Genomic DNA, 21499 nt, shown 5'->3' on the forward strand with positions numbered 1-21499 from the left:
CGCGCATAAAGGCTCCGTGTCATGCGTAACTTGATGTGGGCGATTGTAGGGCTCTGCGCGGTGGCGGCTTCGCCGCTGCGCGCGCAGAGCACCGACACGCCGCAACTCCTACCGGGCGAGTCGGTCATACGGGTAACGGGGGAAGGGGAGGTCGAACGCGTACCGGACATCCTGACCTTGACCGTGGCCATACAGTCAGATGGCGCAACGCCGAAGGAAGCGGCCGACGCAAATCTGGCAAAAATGACGGCGCTGATTCACGAACTGCAAGGCGTAGGAGTCCCCGAGGCACTGATCAGTGCCAGGCAGCTTTCCGCGGCGCCGGTCTATGCCGAACGTGACGGACCCGGACAACGCGTTGTCCGTCATTACAGCGCTTCGCAAAGAGTCGAAATTCGGCTTCGCGATTTGACCCGACTGCAGCCCGTGGTCGATCGGCTGGTCGACTCCGGCTTCGGTCAGCTCGATGCCAATTTCGACCTGAGTGACCGGACGGCCGCGCGTTTCGAGGCCCAGCGAAAGGCAATCGCCAATACCCGGGCGGAGGCGGAAAATATTGCGGCGGCCCTTGGCAAGCGGGTCGGTCGTCTCCTCCTCGTCGCCAACACCCGGGAAGGGTATGGAGGCTGGCGCAACTTCGACGACAACGTCGTCGTTTCCGGATCGCGCATCAAACCTCTAGCATTACGACCAGCGCCGGTGACCGTGACCTCGCGCGTCTTTGTCGACTGGTCTCTCGTCGATCAATAAAAAGGGGCGCCGAATGGCGCCCCTTTCATAACTGAATTCAGCTGACGATTAGCTGTAGGCTTTGGCTCCGGCCTTGGCTTCCTGGTTGCTTGTCGCGATGCCGGCCTTGATGTCCTGCTGGGCCGTCGGGCCGCGCGAGCCCTTCGTTTTCTTTCCGGTTTCCTTCAGCGTCAGGGCTTCTTCCATAATCTCGCTCTGGGATCGGTCCGGGTCGATACCGTCACGGTGACGCAAACGATCGGCGGCATCGGTAACCATCGTTTTGGCCTCGCTTAGCCGGTTGGAAGCGCGGGTCGAGAGGTCGTCGCCAAATTCTCCCCAGTTCTTTCCGCTATTGCGCTTCGCCATCACGAGGCCGGCGATTCCGGCAACGAGCGAAGCGGCGCCCGCGGCAATGGCTGTGCTGGCATACGGACGGTTGCGGATCGTGCGCCCTGTGCGGGCGGCAAGCCCGTCGTTACGCGCGCTGCTGGAGCTTGAGCCGCTGCTGCGACTACGCGACGAAGTACTTCGTTTCTTGGTAGTGGCCATCGTATTACTCCTCACTGGATGGTTATGAGAAGCCAACGGATAGATACCACGAAAGTGCCCGCCTGCCGACGCAGGCGGGCTCAACTTGGCGCTTAGAGTTGTCCGAGCATCGTTTCCGCACTGGACGCGGAATATTCACCCGGGGCTTCGACATTGATTTTCTCAACGACGCCATCGTTGACGATCATCGAGTAGCGCTGGCTTCGCTTGCCCATGCCGAACTTCGAAGCGTCCATCGACAGGCCAAGAGCCTCTGCGAATTCGCCATTGCCGTCAGCCAGCATGGTGATGTCTTCGCTCCCCTGCGCCTGGTTCCACGCCCCCATGACGAAGGCGTCGTTCACGCTGGTCGCGACGATCTCGTCCACGCCCTTGCCCTTGAGGTCCGCGGCTTTTTCCACGTAGCTCGGCAGGTGGCGGGCGGAGCAGGTCGGCGTGTAAGCGCCCGGCACCGCGAACAGCGCGACCTTCTTCCCGGCGAAATATTCGCCAGTGCGCGCCGGCACTGGGCCGTCGGGCGTGGCAAGGCTGACCTGGACATCGGGAATGCGGTCGCCGACCTGGATCGTCATGGAATAATCTCCTTGTTGCGGTGCGCCGCGACATAGGGGCGGCGTGCGACACTCTCAAGACTTGTGCCAAATGAGCCCGAGGCGCATTTTCAGCGTCATGGTCAATCCTGCGTTCCTTACCGGCCGATTGCTCCTGGCGATGCCGGGAATGGCCGACCCGCGCTTCGAGCGAGCAGTAATCGCCATCGCTTTGCACGACGAGAACGGCGCAATCGGCGTCGGCATCGGCCACAAGCGTGCGGGCATCCGTTTTCGTTCACTGTTGGCACAACTCGATATCGATCCCGGTGAAGCGCCCGACTGCGCCGTCCATCACGGCGGGCCGGTCGAGCCGGGGCGCGGCTTCGTCCTGCACAGCGAGGACTGGAGCGGCCAGGACACCGTCCACATACCGGCCTTCGGTGCAATGACCGGCACAATCGATGTCCTCAAGGCGATCGCCGCCGGCAAAGGCCCGAGCCGATGGTTGATTGCCCTGGGTTACGCCGGTTGGGGTGAGGGCCAGCTCGAGGACGAGATGACTCGTCACGGCTGGTTCGCGGCCGCCGGCAACCCCAAGCTGCTGTTCGACACGCCAGCCGATGAGCGCTGGGAGAGTGCCTTCAGGCAGGAGGGGATCGACCCCCGGCTTCTCGCGGCGGAGACCGGTGCGGCCTGATATAAAGAATTCTTTATATTTGCCTTCGAGCGTCCGTATCGCTAGGGCGCTGGCGACCCCAGACTGGAGAAATTGACGTGGCCACTACCGCCGACACCCTGACTCGCGCCGAGGGAACGAACGACTATCTCGTAAAGGACCTCAGCCTTGCCGCTTTCGGCCGCAAGGAAATCGAGATTGCCGAAACCGAGATGCCCGGCCTGATGGCACTCCGCGAGGAATATGGAGCGGCTAAGCCGTTGAAGGGCGCGCGGATCACTGGTTCGCTCCACATGACGATTCAGACCGCAGTTCTTATTGAAACTCTGACGGCGCTCGGTGCCGAAGTTCGCTGGGCCTCGTGCAACATCTTTTCGACCCAGGACCACGCGGCCGCGGCGATTGCCGAGAGCGGCGTTCCAGTGTTCGCCGTCAAGGGCGAAACCCTCGAGGAATACTGGGAATACGTTGCACGCATCTTCGACTGGGAGAAAGACGGCGACGGCACGACCGCCAACATGATCCTCGACGATGGCGGCGACGCCACCATGTTCGCGTTGTGGGGTGCCCGTGTGGAGGCTGGCGAGACACTATTTACGCCGACCAACGAGGAGGAAGAAATCTTCGCCGCGACGCTGAAAAAGTTTCTCTCTGAGCGTCCGGGCTACCTCACCAGGACCGTCCAGAACATCAAGGGCGTCAGCGAAGAAACGACGACCGGTGTCCACCGCCTCTATGAACTGGCCAAGCAGGGCAAGCTTCCGTTTCCGGCGATCAACGTCAACGACAGCGTCACCAAGTCGAAGTTCGACAACCTTTACGGCTGCAAGGAATCATTGGTCGACGCGATTCGCCGCGCCACCGACGTCATGCTTGCCGGCAAGGTTGCTTGCGTCGCCGGCTTCGGCGACGTCGGCAAGGGTTCAGCTGCCTCGCTTCGCAACGGCGGCGCACGCGTACTGGTGACCGAAGTCGATCCGATCTGCGCGCTTCAGGCAGCGATGGAAGGCTATGAAGTCGTCACAATGGAAGAAGCCGCAAAGCGGGCCGACATTTTCGTCACCGCGACCGGCAACTTCGACGTCATCACGCTCGATCACATGCGCGAGATGAAAGACATGGCGATCGTCTGCAACATCGGCCACTTCGACAGCGAGATCCAGATTGGCGCGCTCAGCAACATGAAGTGGACCGAGATCAAGCCCCAGGTCGACGAGGTCACTTTCCCCGACGGCAAGCGCCTGATCGTTCTCGCCAAGGGCCGCCTCGTGAACCTCGGCTGCGCCACCGGTCACCCGAGCTTCGTCATGTCGTCGAGCTTCACCAACCAGACGCTCGCGCAGATCGAGCTGTGGACGAAGTCGGACCAGTATAAGAACGACGTCTACGTCCTTCCCAAGCACCTCGACGAGAAGGTCGCTGCGCTTCACCTCGACAAGCTTGGCGTAAAGCTGACCAAGCTTAGCGAGAAGCAGGCCGCTTATATCGGCGTCACACCGCAAGGTCCGTTCAAGCCTGAGCATTATCGTTATTGATCCCTCGTCGAGGGCTTCGGAAAAAGTGGGGCGGTGCCACATGGCGCCGCCCTTTTTCTTTGCCTATGACTGCAGACGATGATCTCGCCCGGCCTCGGCACAATCGTGACAATCCTCGCCGCTTTCTGGGTGGCGATCGCGATGGTCCTGACGTTTGTGGCCTGGCGGCGGCTGTCCCGCGCGACGGCCCTCGTGGCGAGCGCTCGCTCAATTGCATCGCTACTACGCTCGGTCCCGGCTCGTCCGCTTCTCGTCCACTCGGACGGCACGATCGAAGCAGATAGCCTTCTTCAGCGCGACCTCGGTCTCGCCGAGCACCCCGCCACGCTCGACGCGCTCGCGCAGGACGGAAGCGGACTCGACCCGCAGGATCTTGCGGAGCTTCGTGACGCCATCCGCTCGGCCGCGATCGGCGGCGCCGCTGTCGCAAGGCAGGCCCGGATTGCCGGCTCAAGTCGCGTCGTCGAAGTTCGCGGCGGTCTCGCGCCAGCGCCTTATCCCCCCAACACCCTGCTTCTCTGGGTGTTCGACACGACAGGGTCGGAGAGCGAGCGGCTGAAGCTCGCCAACCAGCTTCAGATGACGGAGGCCGCCCTCGACGCACTCACCCACCTCATCGAGAGCGCGCCGTTCCCCATGTGGTATCGCGGACCCGACATGAGCCTCGGCCTCGTTAACTCGGCCTTCGTCGCGGCCGTCGAAGCGCGCGACGCTGCCGAAGTTATCGCCCGTGGAAGCGAGCTGATCGACAGTCCAGGCGAGGAAAGCGCAACTGCCGCAGCAATCAACGCGCTCGAACGCGGGCGGCCCTACATTCGCAACCAGCCTGCAACGATTGGCGGCGAGCGGCGCATGCTGAAGCTTGTCGACGTCCCACTCCCGACCGGCGCCGTGGCCGGCTTCGCGCTCGACATCCAGGACCTTGAGGACGCGCGGTTCGAGCTGGCGCAAAACATCATCTCGCAGCGCGAGCTCGCGGACCGGATGACGGCGGCGGTCGCCCAGTTCGAGGTCGACCGCAGCCTTTCCTTCTTCAACCAGCCGTTCGCTGTCATGGCCGGCATCGAGCCGGAGTGGTTGGCCGAACGCCCCGAGTTCGACCGCGTGCTCGAGCGAATGCGCGAAAATGGTCGCCTTCCCGAGGTGCGCGACTTCCCGGCCTGGAAGAACGAGCGCCGGGCGATGTTCACCTCCACCGAGGAGCTGATAAGCGAGGATTGGACGCTGGCACAGGGCGACCACTGGCACGTCGTCGCCCAACCGCTTCCCGATGGCGGCCTTCGAATGATCTTCGAAGATCGTACCGAGCAAGTCCGCCTGGCATCGGCGCGTGATACCCTCCTTAGGGTCCGCACCGCGACCTTCGACAATCTGTTCGAGATCATCAGTGTCTTTGCGTCCGACGGCCGGCTCTATCTCTGGAATCGCCGCTTCAGCGCGGTTTGGGACTTGGACGAGGAGTGGTTGACGGATCACCCGCGCGTTGACGAGCTTGTTCCGGCCATGGCGAAGAAGCTGGTCAATCCGACCGCGGCCGCGCAGGTGCGAGAAATGGTCCGCAACACGACGACGGGTCGGCAATCCGGCACTGGCCGTCTGTCGATGACCGATGGCCGCCATTTCGAATTCGCGGCGGTTCCGCTTCCGGATGGCAATGCACTCTTCACGATGATTGATGTCACCGACTCGACCCGCATTGAAGCTGCCTTGCGCGAGCGTGCGACCGCTCTCGAGGAAGCTGACCGGGTAAAGACCGATTTCGTTGCCAACATGAGTTACGAATTGCGCACGCCGCTAACTTCGATCGGCGGGTTCGCCGAGATGCTTGCTCAGGGCTATGCCGGAAAACTCCCACCGGCGGCCGCGGACTACGTCGGAGCGATCCTCGAATCCGTAGACCGTCTGGCGAAGCTGATCGACGACGTTCTCGATCTCACCCAGGGCGACCGGCGCGGCGTCGTGCTGGACCGCGAGCGGATCGACATGGCAGGCCTTTGCCGCGCTGCCGCCGAAGCGCTCCAGTCACGCGCCGCGGACAAGGACCAGAAACTCGAAATCGCCATCGATGATACCACGGGGGTCGTCGTCGGGGATTCGCGGCGCCTTCGCGAATCCATCGAGCACGTTCTTCGAAACGCCGTCGCCTATACTCCCGAGGAGGGGCACATCGCCTTGTCAGCGAGCGGCGACGAGGAGCAGGTTACCGTTACGATTGCCGATGATGGACCGGGCATTGCGCCTGAAGATCAGCAGGCGGTGTTCACACGTTTCCATCGTGCGGTGGGCTCCGCGAAGGGTGAGGCAGCGCTCGGCCTCGGCCTTCCGCTAACCCGTCAGTTCGTTGAGGCGCACGGCGGCAAGGTCGAGCTCGACTCCGAAACGGGGAAGGGTACCGTCGTTAGGCTCGTCATTCCGCGGGCGCCGCAATGATCCTGGACAGCGAAGTGGCAACGGCGGACCTCGCGAAGAGGTTCGCACCGCTCCTTCGTCCCGGGGACGTCGTGACATTGTCCGGCAGCCTCGGCGCGGGAAAGACCAGCTTCGTCCGTCATCTCCTCCATGCGCTCGGCCATGAAGGCGAAGTCCCGAGTCCTAGTTTCGCGATCGTCCAGCCTTATGACGATCTCGTGCCCCCCGTTTGGCACACCGACCTTTTCCGTGTCGAAGACCGCAGTGAGATGGTCGAGCTTGGCCTCGACTCGCTGGAAGACACCGCGCTGCTGGTCGAATGGCCGGAGCGGGCAGGCGAGGGCATGTGGCCAGAAGCACTCAGGCTGACTCTAACTGTCCTTCCGGACGAACGCCGTTCCTTGACAGCCGAAGTCCCGGCGGCATGGGAGGGGCGATGGCCTCCCCGATGATTCCCCCGAAAGTGCCGCCACCTTCCTGTCGCAATGCGGTTGGGCTGGAGCCCGGATCGAGCCGCTTGCCGGAGATGCGAGCTTCCGCCGCTATTTCCGCGTCTATTCAAATGACCGTCAGGCGGTGCTGATGGACGCTCCGCCGCCGCACGAGGATCCGCGGCCGTTCATCGCCGTCGCTGAATGGCTTGGCTCAATCGGCCTGACCGCTCCCCAAATCCTTGCCCGGGACCTTGAGCGAGGACTGCTCCTGATCGCCGACCTTGGCGACGACCGGTTCAAGGAGCGGATCGACTTCGAGCCGGATCGCGAGCGTGAGCTTTACGAGGCCGCGACCGATCTTCTCGTCCACCTCCACGGCCACCAGCCAATGGACGGCCTTCCAAAGCATGGCCTCGAACAATGGCTCGACGAGGTCATGCTGTTCGCCGACTGGTATGCACCGGCGGTCGGCTTGGAACTCGATCCAGTAGCATGGCGCGTCGCATGGGAAGACGCGTTGCGCCCAGTCGCCGAGGACGGCCTGGGGCCGGTCACCGTGCTTCGCGATTTCCATGCTGAAAATGTCATGCTGGTAAGCGGGCGCGAGGGCATTGCGAAGCTCGGCCTCCTCGACTTCCAGGATGCACTCGCCGGTCATCCGGCCTACGACCTCGCCTCGGTTCTGGAAGATGCCCGCCGCGACGTCGCCCCTGAACTGGAGCGCGCAATGCTCGACCGCTACAAGCTGGCGGCGGGGCAGGGCGACGCGTTCGAACGCGCATACTGGGCGCTCGCCGCGCAGCGCAATACGCGGATCCTCGGCGTATTCGTGCGCCTGTGGAAGCGCGACGGAAAACCGCATTATCGGGCATTTCAGCCGCGCATGTGGGGTCTGCTCGAGCGCGATCTCGCTCAGCTGGGCCTTGAGAGACTTAGGGCTTACTTCGATGTGGCAGTGCCCTCGCACGCTCGCGCCGAGGCCTGGAAGGAATGGGCATGAACAAGGTCGCGCGAAGCCTCAACCTTCGCCCCCGCATTGCCGCGAGCGTGCCTGACACCGCGATGGTCATGGCGGCCGGCCTCGGAAAAAGGATGCGGCCACTCACAAACGACAGGCCCAAGCCGATGGTCGCGCTCTCCGGGAAGCCGCTGATCGATCACGTGCTCGACCGCCTTCGCGAGGCCGGCGTGCGAAAGATTGTCGTCAACGTCCATTATCTTCCTGAAGTGCTCGAGAAGCACCTCGCCGACCAGGCTTCCGACTTCGACGTTACGATCTCCGATGAGCGCGACGTCCTTCTGGAGACCGGCGGCGGCCTGGTCCAGGCGGCGCCGATGATCGGCTGCGACCCGTTCCTGGTCGTCAACAGCGACAACTACTGGGTCGACGGCCCGGCCGATTCACTCAAGCTCCTCGCCAGCGGCTGGGACGACAAGCGCATGGACGCGCTGCTCCTGCTTGTTCCGCAGGCCCGCGCCGGAAATCACAGCGGGCAGGGCGACTTCCACATGGATCGTTTCGGCCGTCTTCGCCGCCGCGGCCGCTCCAAGGTAGCGCCCTACGTCTACACCGGAATCCAGATCGTTTCGAAGCGCCTGCTCGAAGGCGCTCCGGATGGGCCGTTTTCGACGAACATCCTGTGGGATCGCGCAATTGCACAGGCCCGCTGCTTCGGGGCAGTCCACCAGGGCCTATGGTTCGACGTCGGGTCTCCGGCCGCGATCGAAGCGACCGAACGGGCGATAGCCGATGGCTGATGGGGCGCGTCCCCGCCAGCCAAATGTCTACGCGGTTCCGCTCCACCGCAGCTTCGCAGACTCGCTCGCGGCGGGACTGATACGAAAGTTCGGCCGCGATCCGATGGCGCTCGCCGGCGGCCGTATCCTGCTTCCTAACGGCCGCGCGGTCCGGACTTTGACCGAGGCATTTGTCCGCGCCAGTGGCACCGGACTGGTGCTTCCGCGGCTCATCGCGATCGGCGATCCGGAGCTCGACGACCGCATCGGGGGCGCTCTCGACCCAGCGAGCTCGGTCATTCCGCCGGCGATCGATCCCCTCGAACGCCAGCTGGCGATTGCCGCGCTGATCCGCCAGCCCGGCGAGACTGTGACCGAGTCGATGAGGCTCGCGGCCGACCTCGCTCGCGCACTCGACCAGCTCATCGTCGAGGAAGTTTCGCCGTCGGAGCTTGCAGGGCTCGCGGCGAACCTGCAGGACCTTGCGATCCACTGGCAGAAGTCGCTCGACCGGCTCCAGGCCATCGTTGCCGCATGGCCACTGGAGCTCGAGCGGCGCGGCCTCATCGACCTTGCGGAGCGGCGTAACCGACTGCTTCGCGAGACGGCGCGGCGCTGGAGCGAGCAGGAACCGTCGGGCTTCACCGTCGCCGCAGGAGTCACCAGCGCCGTGCCGGCCGTCGCCGGCTTACTATCGACGATCGCTTTCCTTGAGCGCGGGATGGTCGTCCTGCCGGGCCTTGCGTCACCTTCCGCGGTACCGGTGGAGGAATGGGAAGCGCTCGGGCCCGGCGATGACGGCAGGGGCGAGGAAACTCACCCCCAGTTCCATTTGAAGTTGCTTCTCGACCGGATGGGCGTGGCCCGCGAGGAAGTGTTGCATTGGCACAGCGGGGGCCGTGCGGCGTCGCCGGCCGTTCGGACACGAGTCGTTTCCAACGCGATGGTCAGCGCACCGTTCAGCGGCAAATGGAGCCGCCTGCCGCCTGCCGAACGCCGATTGACGGGCGTAAGGGCCGCGGAATTCGCCGATCCGGCCGGCGAAGCACTGGGGATCGCCATCGCCATCAGGGAAGCGCTCGAAACGCCCGAGCGGACCGTCGCCCTGGTCAGTCCCGACCGCACGCTTGCCGCGCGCGTGGCGGGGCACCTCGGCCGTTGGGCCATTGCGGCCGACGATAGCGCCGGCAAGCCCTTGTCGCAGACACCTGCCGGGGCGTTTGTTCTCGCCGCGCTTGGCGTCGCGGCGGAGCAGTTCGCTCCGGTACCGCTACTCACCTTGCTCAAGCACCCGTTGTCCGGTGGGCAGGGCGAATCCCGTCTTCGCTGGTTAGCCGACGTCCGCGCCTGTGACCTTGCTTTGCGCGGTCCGCGACCGGGAAGCGGCCTCGACGGTCTCGATCGTCATTTTGCCGATGGCGACGCCGCCAAAGCTTGGGCCCGGATTCGCGGACCACTCCAGCTGTTGCAGGATCATTCTGGAAAGGGCCGCGATCCTGCCGCGCTCTGCGCCGCCATCCGCGCGGTTGCGACGACTCTCACCGGCGAGCGTTTGTGGGCGGGCGCGGACGGTCGCGCGCTCGGCGATCTAGTCAGTCGGATCGGATCATCCCCCGATTCAGCATTGCTCCAGCTCGACCCGACCGAATGGGTTTCTGCCTTCCGGCACCTGATGGACGGCGTCGCGGTCCGCCCGCCCTATGGCGGACATCCACGAGTCGCGATTCTCGGACTTCTCGAAGCGCGTCTTCAGCAGGCTGACCTCATGATCCTTGGCGGGCTAAACGAAGGCGTCTGGCCGGCGCTTCCGGCGCCTGATCCTTGGCTCGCTCCGAAGATACGCGCCTTGCTTGGCCTCCCGGGAATCGAGTTCAGGATCGGTCTTTCCGCGCATGACTTTGCTGGCGCCCTTGGGGCAAGGAACGTGCTCATCACCCGCGCGCGGCGGGATAGCCGCTCGCCGACCATTGCCTCGCGCTTCTGGCTCCGGCTCGAAGCGATGACCGGGGGCTGCCCCGCGATCGCAAGCTTGAGCAATATGTCGCGGCGATCGACGATCCGGGTTCATTGGAGCCCGTGGCTCGCCCCGCGCCATGCCCGCCGGCGGAAAAGCGCCCCCGCGACATCTGGGTGACCCAGGCCGACCGCCTCAAGGCCGATCCCTTCGCGTTCTATGCTCGCGCCATGCTTCGGCTGAAGCCGCTGGAACCGGTCGATGCCGATCGCAGCGCCCAGTGGAAGGGAACAGCGGTGCACGACGTTCTCGAACGTTGGTTCAATGAGGACGATTGCGAACCGGACCGCCTCATCGATCGCGCGCGCGCGCTCATCGCCGGAGAGGCGATTCACCCGATGCTACGCGCCTTGTGGCAACCGCGACTGCTCGAAGCGATCGACTGGATTGCGGCGCAGGAACGGGAAAATCGCGCCGCCGGACGCCGCCCGGTTGCTGCCGAGGCGGAAGGCAAAGCGATCATTGACGGCGTTACTTTGCACGGCATTGCCGACCGCCTCGATCGCCTTCCCGACGGGCGACTCGCAATCGTCGATTACAAGACCGGCCAGCCGCCGACCGGCAAGGCGGTGGAAACGGGTTTCGCTCTCCAGCTCGGCCTGCTCGGCCTGATCGCCAGGGAGGGCGGATTTGCGGTTCAGGGCCTTCCCGGGGCGCACGAATATTGGTCGCTCGCCCGGGGGAAGGACGGCTACGGCAAGAAGGTCGAAAGCGACAAGGGGGTAGGCGCGGACGCTTTTGTCGAGCGCGCCACAAGCCAGTTCCTCGTCCTCGTCAGCAACTATCTTACCGGCACCGAGCCGTTCACTGCCAAGCTGCATCCCGCGTTCGCGCCATACGGCGACTACGATCAGCTGATGCGTCTCGACGAATGGTACGGCCGGACGTGACCCTATTTGCGGCCCTTGGGCTTCTTTACCTTCGACGCGTAGAGCAACGCGGCAACGATCGCCGCCGATCCGATGCCGACCGCGACTCCTGCTTTGACAAGCTTGTTGCGCCGTTCGTCGTCGTTTCCGCTCTCGCTCATTCCATGCTCCGCTTGGTCGGGTTGCAACTGCTGATATTCCGGCATTCGCAGCTTGGGAAGCCGCAAGGCTGTTGGTAGAGGCAGGCCGGTGTCGCGTCGCCACGATCCGTTAAAGCCGCTCCAGCATGAGCAGGGCCTGGCCGCGGATCCGCAAGTCCACGCCGCCGTCTCCGCTTCGGCAGGCACCGGCAAGACCCAGGTGCTGACCGCGCGGGTGCTCCGTCTGCTGCTTGGCGGAGTCCGCCCGGAATCGATCCTTTGCCTGACGTTCACCAAGGCGGGTGCGGCCGAAATGGCCAATCGGATCGGCAAGCGTCTCGCGCGCTGGGTTCGGATGAAAGATCCCGACCTGCGCAAGGACCTGTCCGCGCTCGACGAGCCAACCGACGACGAGACGCTCGAAAATGCTCGCCGCCTGTTCGCACGAGTTCTCGAAGCGCCCGGCGGACTCCGGATTCAGACCATTCACAGCTTTGCTCAAACATTGCTCGCCGCTTTCCCGGCCGAGGCCGGAATTATGCCCGGCTTCCAGCCGATCGAGGGCCGGGCGGAGCAAGAGCTTGCCCGGCGGACCCTTGCGAACCTTGCCGCCAACGCCGAGGCGCGGGGCGACACGCGGCTGATTTCGGACATCCAGCTTCTCTCGATGCGTCTTGGTGAACAGGGCGCGGAAAAATACCTTCTCGATTGCGCGCATGCTGGCGAGGGGTTAGCGGCCCTCGGCCCACCGGAGGCGATCGAACCCGCGCTTCGCGCGCTCGTCGGGTTGCCGGAAGGCGACATCGATGAAGCGCTCGCTTCAAGTTGCGACGACAGCCGGTTCGATTGCGCGCTGCTTCGCGCCATAGCCGACGCCAACCTTTCCTGGGGCGGCGTCAAAGGCCAGGGCTATGCGGCCGCGATCGACGAATGGCTAGCGCTGGACTTCGCGGGCCGCGCAGCCGCGCTTGATCGCCTTGCCGCCGTCTTCCTCACAGGAAAGGGAGAACCGCGCAAGGTATCACCCGGCCAGGTCAAGGCGATGGCGGATTACGACTCCGCGTCCGCTGCGATGGTCGAGGCGATCGGCGAGCTTCTCGCCATGCGCTCCGCCGCGCAGCTCGTCGCCGCGCAGGCCGCGGGGTTGCGCGCAGGCCAGGCCTATGCGGCGGATTACGACCGCGCCAAGCGCGCCGCCGGGGTCGCCGATTTCGACGACCTCATTCGCTGGACTCGCCGGCTCCTCGACACACCGGGAATGGGCGAATGGGTACGCTTCAAACTTGACCGGCGTACCGATCATATCCTGGTCGACGAAGCCCAGGACACCAATGAAGATCAGTGGAGGATCGTCGATGCTCTGCGCGACGAATTCTTCAGCGGATCGAGCGAGGCCGAAAGCCGCTGGCGGACCTTGTTCATGGTCGGCGATTTCAAGCAGGCCATCTTTCGGTTCCAGGGAACAGATCCGTCCGAATATGAAAAGATGCGCAAGCGCGTTCAGGGCGATGCCGACTCCCTGGTCGAAGCGGCGCGTGAAGACCCCGACATCGTCCCGCGCGAGTTTCGCGATCTTTCGATCAGCGCCAGCTTCCGCTCCTCGCCGATAATCCTCGATCTCGTGGATGCGGCGATCGACGTCATCGGTCACGAGGCAATGGGGCTTCCGGCCCCGCCGCCTGCCCATCACGCTTTTCACGTCGATCGCCCCGGGCATATCGAATGGTGGCCGGCGATGGAGCCGGACTCGGGTAATGGCGAGGAAGGCGAAGAAGGTTGGCTCGACGAGGCGGACCGCGCCCATGCCACGCGCATCGCCCGGCAAGTCCGGCGGTGGCTCGATGAAAAACCTGTCATGGCCAGCACCGGCCGGCCGCTCAGTCCCGGCGACATCCTGATCCTTGTCCGTAGCCGCGGTGAACTGGCGTCGCTGATCGTCGCTCGCCTGTTCGCGGAGAAGGTGCCGGTTGCGGGTATCGACCGTCTTCACCTTCACCGCCCGCTGGCCGTAAAGGATTTGCTATCCGCGATCACGTTCGCGGTTCAGCCGCTCGACGACCTCAACCTCGCCGGGCTTCTCGTCTCGCCGCTGATCGGATGGGATCAGGATCAGCTTTATCGCGCAGCGCACAGTCGGCGTGGTCCGTTGTGGAATGCGCTGGTCGATTGCGAGGCAAGCAACCCGGATTGTGCTTTGGCGCTTGAGCGGCTTCGGCCGATTTTGGCGATGGCCGATTACGCTGTTCCGTCGCGCTTTCTCGAGCATATTCTGTCTGGTCCGATGCGGGGGCGGCGCGAACTCATCCGGCGTTTGGGACCGGAGGCGCGCGACCCCATCGAGGAACTGGTCAGCGCCGCGCTGGAGTTCGAACGCTCGGAGACTCCGTCGCTCGACCGCTTCCTGTCCTGGTTCGCGAGCGGCGATGTCGAAATCAAGCGCGACCCGTCCGCACCTGCGGACGCCGTCCGGGTGATGACCGTCCACGGCGCCAAGGGTCTCGAAGCGCCGCTCGTCATCCTCGCCGACGCGACTTCGGATCCTGACAAATTGGGTGCACCCAATCCCCCACTCGAATTTCCGGTCGAAGGTCACGTCGTCCCGCTCGTCCGGCCACGCAGGGCCGAGCGTTGCAGCCCGTTCGCGGAACTAATCGAGCACGACGAAACCCTCGATCGCGCCGAGCACTGGCGACTGCTTTATGTGGCGCTGACCCGTTCGCGCGAGCGGCTCGTCGTCAGCGGAATCCGCAAACGTGGCGAGGCTGCGCGCACCTGGCATCATGTCATCGAGCAGGCGCTCGAACGGATCGGCGCCGCGCGAGAAGAAGACGGCCGCCTCATCCACCACTCGGAAGGCAAAAGCGCTCCATTTCGCTCGCACCGAAAAGTCGAAGTGGCATCCAGCCTGCCCGAATGGCTCCATCGCCCACCACCACCCGAGCCAAGGCCGGCCCGCCCGCTTGCGCCATCGACTTTGGCCGAAGATGACCTGCCGTATCCTCCGCCAGCGCCCTTCGAGCTCGATGCCGCACGCCGCGGGACATTGCTTCACCGGCTGTTCGAGCGCTTACCGGAGGTCGCTCCTGACGACCGGCGCCAAGCCGCCCTCGGCTGGCTCGAGCGAAGCGCCGGCCTCTCCGACGCGGCTGTCCGCGATATGCTCGCCGATCTCGCCTGTTCGATCATCGGCGATCCGGACCACGAGGAGCTTTTCGGACCGGGCTCCCTCGCCGAAGCACCGATTGCGGCGACCTTGCCGGATGGGCGCGTCATCGCCGGCGCTGTCGACAGGCTTCTCGTCGAGGCGGGCCGAGTCCGGTTCGTCGACTTCAAGACCGGAAGCCAAGTCCCTGGCGATGCCGCTTCCGTTCCGCGTTCGCACCGGCTGCAGATGGAAGCTTATCGCGATGCTCTTAAGGTCATTTTCCCCGGCTGCGTGGTCGAGGCCGCCTTGCTCTACACCTCGGGTCCGAAAATCCTCGATCTTCCCGGTTGAGACGGCGCTCCCGAGCGCCCATATGGCGCCGTAGAGAAGGAGAATTGCAAATGGGCACTCGCGCCGTCACCGACCAGAATTTCCAGTCCGAGGTACTCGGCGCCGACAAGCCGGTGCTGGTCGATTTCTGGGCCGAATGGTGCGGTCCGTGCCGGATGATCGCCCCGGCACTGGAAGAGATTGCGGGCGAGATCGGCGACCGGGTCGATATCGTGAAGCTCAACATCGACGAAAACCCTCAGACTCCGACCAGCTACGGCGTTCGCGGGATTCCGACCATGGTGCTGTTCAAGGACGGCCGCCCGGTCGCCCAGAAGGTCGGCGCCGCCCCAAGGGAGCGCTCCAGCAGTGGCTCGAAGGGGAGCTGACGGCAAACGCCTGAGGCCAGCCGTCGCGACAGTGGCTGATTCCAGCCTGAAAACATTGACCTTGGCCGGGGTGCTGCTATGCGGCGCCCCAATCGCGCACGCGCGCGAAACGGCGCACTAATCCACTCATCGCGCGCCATTGAAGATTGAGGAAAATTGATGATCGCCGGATTGGCCAAGAGCATCTTCGGATCGGCTAACGACCGCTATGTCGCCAAGCTTCGCCGCATTGTCGAGCAGATCAACGGTTTCGAGCCGTCGATCAGCGCGATGACCGACGACGAGCTGAAGCACCAGACGATCCTGTTCCGCGAACGGCTCGACCAAGGCGCCAAGCTCGACGAGCTTCTGCCGGAAGCCTTTGCCACCGTTCGCGAAGCAGCGAAGCGCACGCTCGGCCAGCGCCACTACGACGTGCAGATGATCGGCGGCATCGCCCTTCACCGCGGCGAGATCGCGGAGATGCGTACCGGCGAGGGCAAGACGCTCGTCGCGACGCTTGCGACCTATCTCAACGCGCTCCCCGGCAAGGGCGTCCACGTCGTCACCGTCAACGACTATCTCGCCAAGCGCGACGCCGAATGGATGGGGCAGGTCTACAAGTTCCTCGGCCTTACCGTGGGCGTGATCGTTCCGAACCTCATCGATCACCTTCGCCGTGACGCGTACAACGCCGACATCACCTACGCGACGAACAACGAGCTCGGCTTCGATTATCTGCGCGACAACATGAAATATTCGCGCGAGCAGATGGTCCAGCGGCCGTTCAACTTCGCCATTGTCGACGAGGTTGACTCGATTTTGATCGACGAGGCGCGGACCCCGCTGATCATTTCCGGCCCGACCGATGACAAAAGCGACCTCTACATCGGCGTCGATGCCATCGTTAAGCAGTTCGTCGAGTCCGATTACGAGAAGGACGAGAAGCAGCGCAGCATCGTCCTCACCGAGGAAGGTACTGAGAAGGCGGAAAGGATGCTTGAGGATGCGGGCCTGATTGAAGGCCGCAACCTCTACGACATCGCCAACACGCAGGTCGTTCACCACCTGAACCAGGCCTTGAAGGCCAACATGATGTTCAAGCGGGACATCGATTACATCGTCAAGGACGGCAAGATCGTTATCATTGACGAGTTTACCGGACGAATGATGGACGGCCGCCGCTGGTCCGATGGCCTTCACCAGGCGGTAGAGGCCAAGGAGAACGTCCGGATCGAGCCCGAGAACCAGACGCTCGCGTCGATCACATTTCAGAATTATTTCCGCATGTATCCGAAGCTCTCGGGGATGACCGGCACGGCGCTTACTGAGGCCCCCGAGTTCTTCGACATCTACCGGATGAACGTCGTCTCAATCCCGACCAACGTCGATGTCCGGCGCATCGACGAAGACGATGAGTTCTACAAGAACATTACCGACAAGTTTGCCGCCATCGCCAAGGAAATCCGCGCCCGCCAGGAATCCGGCCAGCCGGTCCTCGTCGGAACGGTCAGCATCGAGAAGTCGGAAATGCTGAGCGAGTTCCTCGAAAAGGAGCAGATCCGCCACTCCGTGCTCAACGCCCGCTTCCACGAGAGCGAGGCGCATATCGTCGCCCAGGCGGGCCGGCTTGGCGCGGTTACGATCGCGACCAACATGGCCGGCCGCGGCACCGACATTCAGCTCGGCGGCAATCTCGACTTCCGGATGCTCGACGAATTTCCGGACCTCGTCGCCGGAACCCCGGAATATGAGGCCAAGGCAGAAGAAATCCGCGCCGAAATCATCGATGAAAAACGGCGCGTGCTGGAAGCCGGCGGCCTGTTCGTGCTCGGCACCGAACGCCATGAGAGCCGCCGCATCGACAATCAGCTCCGCGGACGTTCCGGGCGCCAGGGTGACCCCGGCTTGTCACGCTTCTACCTCAGCCTCGACGACGATCTCTTGCGGATTTTCGGCCCGCAGACCGCCTTCGCTCGGCTGATGAACAAGAATCTCGAAGACGGCGAAGCGATCGTCAGCCCCTGGATTTCAAAGGCGATCGAGACCGCGCAGAAGAAGGTCGAAGCGCGGAACTACGACATTCGCAAACAGGTCGTCGAGTTCGACGACGTGATGAACGACCAGCGCAAGGTGATCTACGAGCAGCGCGCCGAGATCATGGACAGCGATCATGTCTCCGACGTCATTGAGGACATGCGCCAGGAGACCATCGTCGGCCTCGTCGACGTCTATTGCCCGCCCGCCACCTATCCCGAGCAGTGGGACGTGGCAGGTCTCAAGGAAGGCGTGGCCGACGTCCTGTTTCTGCAACCGCCAATCGACGAATGGATGCAGGAAGAGGAAGTCGAGCAATCGATCATCGTAGAGCGCCTGCAGGCTCTGTGCGACGAGGCGATGGCTGCGAAGATCGAAGGAGCCGACAAGGATCGCTGGGTCGAGGTCGAAAAGCAGATTCTTCTGCAGAGCCTCGACCATCACTGGAAAGAACATCTTGCGACGCTGGATGCGCTCCGCCAGGTCATTCACCTGCGCAGCTATGCGCAGAAGAAGCCTATCGACGAGTATAAGCAGGAGGCCTTCCTGCTGTTCGAACGGCTGCTGATTGCCATTCGCGAGGACGTAACGAAGACGCTGATGCGCGCCGAAGTGCAGATCCAGCCAACACCGATGCCGGACCTGCCGGACTTCATCACCAGCCATTTCGATCCGCTGTCGGGTGACGACAATAGCGATGATCAGGACGGCGGTCCGAGTCTGTTCGCTCCCCCACGGCAGACCCCGTTGCCGCCGCTGCCAGAAGGCGCGCAGGTGCCGGAAAGCCGCAACGCGCCGTGCCCGTGCGGTTCGGGACGCAAATTCAAGCATTGCCACGGCGCCATCGCCTGAGGACGTGAAGAGCATGATTGACCGGGCTGCGCTGCGCCGTTCGTATCGGCCCGACGAGAACGCGCTGGCCGCTCGGCGCCTCGAAGAAGCCAGGCTTTCCCCAAGTGAAGTGCGCGAGGCCGCGGCCATGGCTCGTTCGCTCTCCAAATCTGTGCGCAGTCACAAGCCGGCCGGGATCGACGCTTTCATGGCCGCCTACGACCTCGGCAGCGACGAGGGCATTGCGCTCATGTGCCTGGCCGAGGCGCTGCTTCGAATTCCTGACGCCGAGACCGCCGACGAGTTGATTGCCGACAAGCTCGCCGGTCCCGACTGGGCCGAGAAGCTCGGCGAATCCCGGTCGACATTCGTCAACGCCGCGACCTTTTCGCTGCTCTTGACCGGCAAGGTGCTGGAAGAGGCCAACGACACATCGCAGGGCTGGCGGGCCGCGCTCGGACGCGCCGTTGGCCGGCTCGGAGAACCGGTTATCCGGACCGCGGTCGGTCAAGCGATGAAGATCCTCGGTCGTCAGTTCGTGTTCGGCCGCACCATCGAGGAGGCGCTGCGCCGCGCCAAACCTGAGCAGGTCAAGGGCTGGAGCCACAGCTTCGACATGCTCGGCGAGGCGGCGCGGACGCTTGCCGATGCGGAGCGTTATGCCAACGCCTATCGCTCGGCTCTCCGCACTATCGCGGACTCGGCAAAAGGACAGGGCGTCCGCGCAGCGCCGGGTATCTCGGTCAAGTTGTCGGCGCTCCATCCTCGCTACGAGTGGAGCCATGCCGAACAGGCCAAGGCCGTTATCCTGCCGGTGCTCCGCGACCTCATGCGCGTCGCCGCCGAAGCTGACGTTCATCTCACCATCGACGCAGAAGAGGCCGACCGCCTCGAGCTCAGCCTCGACATCATCGAGGAATTGGCAGCGGACGATAACTTGTTCCCGAACGGCTGGAACGGCTTCGGCCTTGCCGTCCAAGCCTATCAGAAACGCGCCGTTCCGCTGATCGACTGGGTTGTCGCGCTCGCCCGCAAGCATGACCGCAAATTCATGGTCCGACTCGTCAAGGGCGCTTATTGGGATACGGAGATCAAGGCCGCGCAAGTCGCTGGGCTGGACGATTATCCGGTCTGGACTCGCAAGGTCGCAACAGACGTTTCCTACCTCGCCTGCGCCAAGCGCATGCTCGCCGCGACTGACGTGCTTTTTCCGGCTTTTGCGACACACAACGCAAACACGATCGCGGCGATCAAGGCGCTTGCCGGACCTCGCAAGGCTGCCCCCAGATTCGAGTTCCAGCGCCTCCACGGGATGGGCGAAGGCCTTTACGACGAGCTTGCCGCCCTGGAGCGAGGAATCGGCGAGCAGCCGACCCCGGTGCGAATCTACGCGCCGGTCGGAAGCCACAAGGAATTGCTCGCCTATCTCGTGCGCCGCTTGCTCGAGAACGGCGCCAACTCCAGCTTCGTCAACCGCATCGCCGACGAGCATGTTCCTCTCGATGCATTGGTTCGCGATCCTGTCGGCGAGCTCGAAGCACTCGAGCCGAAACGCAACCCGGTCATTCCGCTTCCCAACGCCATCTTCGGCGCCTCGCGAATGAACAGCGCCGGTGTCGACCTTAGCGATCCGCTGGTTCGCGAGCCCTTGCTTGAACGGCTTAAGAAGCTGGAAGAGCGCAGCTTCCATGCGGGCGGGAAAGGTGGCACGCCGATTACCTCGCCGCATGATAACCGAACCACCGTCGGCACGGCCGCTGACGCCGACGAGGCTTCGATCGATCGTGCGATGACTGCCGCCGCCAAAGCCCAGCCCGCTTGGGATTCGCTCGGCGGAGAAGCCCGCGCCGACCTACTCGACAAAACGGCCAGCCTCTTCGAGCGTGACCGCGAGATCTTCTTTTCGCTATGCATTCGGGAAGCCGGCAAGACGCTCCCCGATGCCGTTCTCGAGGTTCGTGAAGCGGTCGATTTCCTCCGCTATTACGCCAGTGAAGCGCGCACCAAATTCTCAAGCGCATTGCCGCTTCCAGGACCGACAGGGGAGCTAAATCAGCTTCGCCTTCACGGCCGCGGCGTATGGACCTGCATTAGCCCTTGGAATTTCCCGCTTGCGATCTTCACCGGCCCGGTGGCCGCAGCGCTTGCCGCTGGTAATGCGGTGATGGCCAAACCCGCCGAGCAGACCCCACTGATCGGCGCCCATGCCATCGCTCTGATGCATGAGGCCGGTATCCCCGCGGACATCGTCCGACTGGTCGTGGGTGACGGCAAGGTTGGCGCGGCGCTCTGCGCTCATCCGCTGACTGCCGGTGTTGCCTTCACCGGATCGACGGAGACGGCAAGGCGCATTGCCCGCTCTCTTGCCGACCGCGACGGGCCCATCGTTCCATTGGTCGCAGAGACCGGTGGTCAGAATGCGATGATTGTCGACAGCTCGGCGCTTCCGGAGCAGGTTACGCGCGATGTCGTCGCGTCCAGCTTCCAGTCGGCGGGACAGCGTTGCTCGGCCTTACGCGTACTCTACATCCAGGATGATGTCGCCGACGACATGGTTCGGATGATCGCCGGCGCGATGGATTGCCTGACGATTGGCGATCCGAGCGAGCTCACCACCGATGTCGGCCCGGTCATCGATTCGGAGGCGCGCGACACGCTCCTTCGTCATCTCGATTGGCTCGGCAAGAACGCGAAATGCATCAATCATCTGGAAGTGCCGCAGAAGCTGCGTTCAAAGGGCTTCTTCGTTCCGCCGGCGATGTACGAGATCAAAAGCCTCGAACAGCTGACCCAGGAGAATTTCGGTCCAATCCTGCACGTCGTTCGCTGGAAGGCGGGCGAGCTCGGCGGTGTCATCGATTCGATCAACCGCACCGGTTACGGCCTAACCCTGGGACTTCAGAGCCGAATCGACACGACCCGCGAATATGTCGAAGCCAATGCCCGCGTTGGGAACCTCTACGTCAACCGCAATCAGATCGGGGCGGTTGTCGAGAGCCAGCCGTTCGGCGGGGAAGGGCTTAGCGGTACCGGGCCAAAGGCCGGCGGCCCGCACTATGTCGCACGCTTCGCAACCGAGCGTGTGACCTGCATAGACACGACCGCAGCGGGCGGTAACGCCTCGCTCATGGCAGCGATCGAGGGGTAAGGGGGGCAATCC

The 21499-nt window shown here is 63.7% G+C and carries 15 protein-coding genes and 1 pseudogene; 13 read left to right on the top strand and 3 right to left on the bottom strand.

Annotation, left to right across the window (positions count from 1 at the left end):
- Positions 1-21 precede the first annotated feature (21 nt).
- Positions 22-750 (top strand): SIMPL domain-containing protein, encoded by a 729-nt coding sequence (locus G7076_RS05295; RefSeq protein WP_166201023.1) that lies wholly within the window; start codon positions 22-24, stop codon positions 748-750.
- A gap of 48 nt (positions 751-798) precedes the next feature.
- Here G7076_RS05295 and G7076_RS05300 read toward each other — a convergent pair whose 3' ends face one another.
- Both G7076_RS05300 and G7076_RS05305 read right to left on the bottom strand, forming a co-directional pair.
- Positions 799-1281: a hypothetical protein gene (locus G7076_RS05300; protein WP_166201025.1), complete on the bottom strand. Its 483-nt coding sequence runs from the start codon at positions 1279-1281 to the stop codon at positions 799-801.
- A gap of 92 nt (positions 1282-1373) precedes the next feature.
- The gene (locus tag G7076_RS05305; RefSeq protein WP_166201027.1) at positions 1374-1853 is read right to left on the bottom strand and encodes a peroxiredoxin; all 480 of its coding nucleotides are present in this window, start codon (positions 1851-1853) and stop codon (positions 1374-1376) included.
- A 97-nt stretch (positions 1854-1950) separates the two neighbouring features.
- Here G7076_RS05305 and G7076_RS05310 point away from each other — a divergent pair, with 97 nt between their 5' ends.
- The 8 genes from G7076_RS05310 (at position 1951) to G7076_RS12410 (ending at position 11509) form a co-directional block, all read left to right on the top strand.
- Positions 1951-2511, top strand: coding sequence for a YqgE/AlgH family protein (locus G7076_RS05310; protein ID WP_166203395.1), 561 nt, complete (start codon positions 1951-1953; stop codon positions 2509-2511).
- Positions 2512-2588: 77 nt separating this feature from the next.
- Entirely contained in the window at positions 2589-4025 is a 1437-nt protein-coding gene (ahcY, locus tag G7076_RS05315) for an adenosylhomocysteinase (RefSeq protein ID WP_240913886.1), read from the top strand.
- Positions 4026-4103: 78 nt separating this feature from the next.
- A complete protein-coding gene (locus G7076_RS05320; RefSeq protein ID WP_166201029.1) occupies positions 4104-6455 on the top strand; it encodes a PAS domain-containing sensor histidine kinase in 2352 nt (783 codons plus the stop codon).
- The gene (tsaE, locus tag G7076_RS05325; protein ID WP_166201031.1) at positions 6452-6886 is read left to right on the top strand and encodes a tRNA (adenosine(37)-N6)-threonylcarbamoyltransferase complex ATPase subunit type 1 TsaE; all 435 of its coding nucleotides are present in this window, start codon (positions 6452-6454) and stop codon (positions 6884-6886) included. Before G7076_RS05320 ends, tsaE begins: the two co-directional genes overlap by 4 nt.
- Before the next feature lie 55 nt (positions 6887-6941).
- Positions 6942-7868: a phosphotransferase gene (locus tag G7076_RS05330; RefSeq protein ID WP_346774107.1), complete on the top strand. Its 927-nt coding sequence runs from the start codon at positions 6942-6944 to the stop codon at positions 7866-7868.
- A complete protein-coding gene (locus G7076_RS05335) occupies positions 7865-8626 on the top strand; it encodes a nucleotidyltransferase family protein (protein WP_166201033.1) in 762 nt (253 codons plus the stop codon). Before G7076_RS05330 ends, G7076_RS05335 begins: the two co-directional genes overlap by 4 nt.
- Positions 8619-10739, top strand: coding sequence for a double-strand break repair protein AddB (gene addB / locus G7076_RS05340; RefSeq protein WP_240913887.1), 2121 nt, complete (start codon positions 8619-8621; stop codon positions 10737-10739). The genes G7076_RS05335 and addB overlap by 8 nt, the downstream gene beginning before the upstream one ends.
- Complete coding sequence (locus G7076_RS12410; RefSeq protein WP_240913888.1) at positions 10682-11509, top strand: PD-(D/E)XK nuclease family protein; 828 nt, start codon at positions 10682-10684, stop codon at positions 11507-11509. The genes addB and G7076_RS12410 overlap by 58 nt, the downstream gene beginning before the upstream one ends.
- A gap of 2 nt (positions 11510-11511) precedes the next feature.
- Here G7076_RS12410 and G7076_RS05345 read toward each other — a convergent pair whose 3' ends face one another.
- Positions 11512-11649 carry a hypothetical protein gene (locus G7076_RS05345; RefSeq protein WP_166201035.1) on the bottom strand — a complete coding sequence of 46 codons (138 nt, stop codon included), beginning with the start codon at positions 11647-11649 and terminating at the stop codon, positions 11512-11514.
- Between the two features lie 88 nt (positions 11650-11737).
- Between G7076_RS05345 and addA the strand changes: the two genes are divergently transcribed.
- The 4 genes and pseudogenes from addA (at position 11738) to putA (ending at position 21487) form a co-directional block, all read left to right on the top strand.
- Positions 11738-15124 (top strand): double-strand break repair helicase AddA, encoded by a 3387-nt coding sequence (gene addA, locus G7076_RS05350; RefSeq protein ID WP_166201037.1) that lies wholly within the window; start codon positions 11738-11740, stop codon positions 15122-15124.
- A 50-nt stretch (positions 15125-15174) separates the two neighbouring features.
- A pseudogene (trxA, locus tag G7076_RS05355) lies at positions 15175-15506 on the top strand (thioredoxin).
- A gap of 145 nt (positions 15507-15651) precedes the next feature.
- Complete coding sequence (gene secA, locus G7076_RS05360) at positions 15652-18360, top strand: preprotein translocase subunit SecA (protein WP_166201041.1); 2709 nt, start codon at positions 15652-15654, stop codon at positions 18358-18360.
- 13 nt (positions 18361-18373) lie between these two features.
- Entirely contained in the window at positions 18374-21487 is a 3114-nt protein-coding gene (gene putA, locus G7076_RS05365; protein ID WP_166203401.1) for a bifunctional proline dehydrogenase/L-glutamate gamma-semialdehyde dehydrogenase PutA, read from the top strand.
- Positions 21488-21499 lie beyond the last annotated feature (12 nt).

The sequence above is a fragment of the Sphingomonas sp. HDW15A genome (genome assembly GCF_011301715.1).
Lineage (GTDB): Bacteria > Pseudomonadota > Alphaproteobacteria > Sphingomonadales > Sphingomonadaceae > Sphingomicrobium.

Excerpts from the sequence above, each read along its gene's own strand:
- G7076_RS05320 (WP_166201029.1), top strand. The coding sequence starts at position 4,104 with ATGATCTCGCCCGGCCTCGGCACAATCGTGACAATCCTCGCCGCTTTC.
- G7076_RS05345 (WP_166201035.1), bottom strand. The coding sequence starts at position 11,649 with ATGAGCGAGAGCGGAAACGACGACGAACGGCGCAACAAGCTTGTCAAA.
- putA (WP_166203401.1), top strand. The coding sequence starts at position 18,374 with ATGATTGACCGGGCTGCGCTGCGCCGTTCGTATCGGCCCGACGAGAAC.
- G7076_RS05295 (WP_166201023.1), top strand. The coding sequence starts at position 22 with ATGCGTAACTTGATGTGGGCGATTGTAGGGCTCTGCGCGGTGGCGGCT.
- G7076_RS05335 (WP_166201033.1), top strand. The coding sequence starts at position 7,865 with ATGAACAAGGTCGCGCGAAGCCTCAACCTTCGCCCCCGCATTGCCGCG.
- secA (WP_166201041.1), top strand. The coding sequence starts at position 15,652 with ATGATCGCCGGATTGGCCAAGAGCATCTTCGGATCGGCTAACGACCGC.
- addB (WP_240913887.1), top strand. The coding sequence starts at position 8,619 with ATGGCTGATGGGGCGCGTCCCCGCCAGCCAAATGTCTACGCGGTTCCG.
- G7076_RS05310 (WP_166203395.1), top strand. The coding sequence starts at position 1,951 with ATGGTCAATCCTGCGTTCCTTACCGGCCGATTGCTCCTGGCGATGCCG.
- tsaE (WP_166201031.1), top strand. The coding sequence starts at position 6,452 with ATGATCCTGGACAGCGAAGTGGCAACGGCGGACCTCGCGAAGAGGTTC.
- G7076_RS05300 (WP_166201025.1), bottom strand. The coding sequence starts at position 1,281 with ATGGCCACTACCAAGAAACGAAGTACTTCGTCGCGTAGTCGCAGCAGC.
- G7076_RS05305 (WP_166201027.1), bottom strand. The coding sequence starts at position 1,853 with ATGACGATCCAGGTCGGCGACCGCATTCCCGATGTCCAGGTCAGCCTT.